This is a genomic window from Vibrio sp. VPAP30, assembly GCF_001188205.1.
In the GTDB taxonomy this organism is placed as follows: domain Bacteria; phylum Pseudomonadota; class Gammaproteobacteria; order Enterobacterales; family Vibrionaceae; genus Vibrio; species Vibrio bivalvicida.
The window spans coordinates 1-2,839 of sequence record NZ_LBLS01000004.1 but is presented as its reverse complement, the minus strand read 5'-3'; the positions used below and the strand labels follow the sequence as shown (position 1 = coordinate 2,839).

General features: G+C 41.7%; 3 protein-coding genes. All 3 read left to right on the top strand.

Annotated elements, in window-relative coordinates; genetic code table 11:
* Positions 1-1,284 precede the first annotated feature (1,284 nt).
* Positions 1,285-1,623 carry a GFA family protein gene (locus ZX61_RS00030; protein WP_049842708.1) on the top strand — a complete coding sequence of 113 codons (339 nt, stop codon included), beginning with the start codon at positions 1,285-1,287 and terminating at the stop codon, positions 1,621-1,623.
* A gap of 151 nt (positions 1,624-1,774) precedes the next feature.
* Positions 1,775-2,230: a tetratricopeptide repeat protein gene (locus ZX61_RS00025; RefSeq protein WP_049842707.1), complete on the top strand. Its 456-nt coding sequence runs from the start codon at positions 1,775-1,777 to the stop codon at positions 2,228-2,230.
* Positions 2,231-2,430: 200 nt separating this feature from the next.
* Positions 2,431-2,811, top strand: a complete 381-nt coding sequence (locus ZX61_RS00020; protein WP_049842706.1) for a hypothetical protein — start codon at positions 2,431-2,433, stop codon at positions 2,809-2,811.
* Positions 2,812-2,839 lie beyond the last annotated feature (28 nt).

Below are 2,839 nucleotides of genomic sequence, written 5' to 3'. Positions count from 1 at the left end.
AGTAACAGGTTAATCTGTTCATCTGAAACGTTATCGAGTGCTTTAGTATGAGGTTCTTTGCAGAAACGTTCTAAATAGCAAAGCATTTCTTCGATATCGTTATTAAATAGCATGGTAGGTAGCCCGTGTTGTAAGAAACGCGATTGTACCGTTAGAACAACAACATAACAAACTGCTTAAGACGGACTGCCAACGCTTGGCGAATTTACTTCAAAGTTTGCTCTGTGTTTACGGTGGTCCGTTTGCGTTTGTGGTATGTTGTCAGCCACTTAGCAGGGCGTTAATAAGCTACTGTTAACGAGTGCTTCTTGGGCTAGTAGTCCTTTAGTCGTTGTTGGTCTTTCTGTTTCAATTCTAGGTGTTTAGCATGCTTTAAGTCCGTTAGTTTCTTTGGTGTAAGTGCCATTTGAAATCATCGAAAGCGTTAATATGCCAGCAACCAACTTCGTTCTCAAAAGTTCATCGTTGTGGCAATTAACTGTCCGTAACTTTAGTGGGTGGCTTGTTCTCTGTCACATCAGTTTTGCTACGCGCTAGATTGGTTTTTCTGGAAAGTAAAGTGGGGCAGCAGCCAACAAAAATTGGGTTGGTTTGTGGTGTTCAGTTCGGTGGTTTGTTGGGGTCTAGAGCGCGCGGAAAGTACTTTATTAACAATCTGCTTAAGACGGACTGCCAACACGGGGCGAATTTACTTCAAAGTTTGTTCTGTGTTTACGGTGGCTTGTTAACGTTTTATGGTATGTTGTCAGCCACTTAGCAGGGCGTTAGCTAGTATTTATAGAAACTTAAGGCTTAAGTGCCCATGAATATGGGGCTCTAGCTTCACACTTGATAGTTTAAAGGCACAAAGTACCTCGCCAGTGGCACTGTTCGAAAAGTGGTTGAATCAACCCAAGTCAGTCTACTGAAGTGGTGTGTTTGTCTAGTTCTTTGGCGTGGTTTCTTGGGTGTTGAAATGTTGCCTCAGCTAAATTTGCTTAGCGCGCTTGGTAGTAGACTTCTTCGAAAGCATTCTCTGCCAAGCATGCTTCATCAATTGTGTTTTGGTTTGCGAGCTGCCCTATGAGCATTGTCATTCAAAACCAATAATGTACTTCAAATTAGGCACTTGGGTGAAAAACGCAACCTTCTGCGTAGCAGCTAACAAACTGCTCAAGACGGACTATCAACGCTCGGCAATTTTAGTTCTAGTCAGGTATAGTGTTTACGGCGGCTAGTTTAAGTATCGTGTTATGCGTTGCTAGCCACTTAGCAGGGCGTTAGGTGAATAGAGGGAGGAATCACATGGAAGTAAAGTGTCATTGTGGGAATGTTAACTTAAAGCTGAGTTCACTCCCATCAGAAGTCGGTGAGTGTAACTGTTCTATTTGTCGCCGCTATGCTGCTTCATGGGCGTATTTTTCTCCTGAACAAGTCCAAATTAACTTGAACGAGGAAACGGTTTTCTACTGCTGGGGTGACAAGGAAGTAGAATTCCATCGTTGCAACTCATGTGGCTGTTTAACGCATTACGTAACAACGGAGAAATGCTCCGAGGATATCTTGGCGGTTAATATGAGAATGGCTGAAAATGAAGTGCTTTCAAGTATTCCAGTTAGAAAAATCAACGGTGCTTCTTACTAATTCACCTAACAAACTGCTTAAGACGGACTGCCAACGCTCGGCGAATTTACTTCAAAGTTTATTCTGTGATTACGGTGGCTTGTTTACGTTTTGTGGTATGTTGTCAGCCACTTAGCAGGGCGTTATATTTTCTTAGGGAATTACATCAATTATGAATAAGATTTTTAGTCTGATACTACTAGTAGGGCTAATTGGTTGTAGTCAGAATCAGCTCGTTGAGGATGTAAATGTGGCACACAGTTCTTGTTATTCATATAGCTACGGTGAAAATGGATTTGAACAAGACTTCGACAAGGCCTTCGAGTGGTGTAGTATTGCGGCGGGGAAAAATGAACCTAGCTCATTAACGCTTCTAGCTGAATTATACCTAGCAGGAAACGGTACAGAAAAAAGCGCCCTAAAAGCCCGTGAATTGTATTTGAAGGCAGCGAAACAAGGGCATGTCCATGCGCAACTGATGGTATTCATCGTTACAAGTTCATACTTGTATGAAACTTCTAGTGACGAAGACAAGGTAGAAAGCCTGATGTACTTAAAAGCTGCCAGTAATAGCGGTTATCAAAAGGCAATTGAAGTTCACAATCAATTCTTTGGTCAAAAAATATAACAATCTGCTTAAGACGGACTGCCAACGCTCGGCGAATTTACTTCAAAGTTTGCTCTGTGTTTACGGTGGCTTGTTTACGTTTTGTGTTATGTTGTCAGCCACTTAGCAGGGCGTTAGCATGCTTTGGACGAAATCATAGATGACATTAGATGGGATCGTAACCTACGTTTTAAGAGTGTGAATTCTCAGAGGCTAGGGTTATGTTTGAACATCAGAAGAAATATGAAGCATTTATTCGTGAGCAAGGCGTAGGGCAAAATGACAAAGTGGCTGACTCTTGTAAGTCTTATGTTTCCTACTTAAACGGTGTAGAGAAGCATGCAAATATTAGAATTAACGCAAAAACTCTAGCTAGTGAAAATGATATTTCGGTTATAGTCGTGAAGCTTCATGAATCGCATGAAGTATCAGATAGAACAATCGGCAACTACGTGTCTGCTATGAGGCAGTATGTAAATATGGTAAATCAATCAGCCCCACATCTTAGTATCAAGTTTGAAGTGCGACACTTGCTACAGATGCGCATGAATATACTCCGTTGGTGTCCTATACCCAAGTCTTTTGCGTGGGCGCGTATTTAATTTGTGTGCAATTTCATTGCAGAGCTTC

Coding starts and splice junctions, on each gene's coding strand:
- ZX61_RS00030 (WP_049842708.1), top strand. CDS start 1,285: ATGGAAGTAAAGTGTCATTGTGGGAATGTTAACTTAAAGCTGAGTTCA.
- ZX61_RS00025 (WP_049842707.1), top strand. CDS start 1,775: ATGAATAAGATTTTTAGTCTGATACTACTAGTAGGGCTAATTGGTTGT.
- ZX61_RS00020 (WP_049842706.1), top strand. CDS start 2,431: ATGTTTGAACATCAGAAGAAATATGAAGCATTTATTCGTGAGCAAGGC.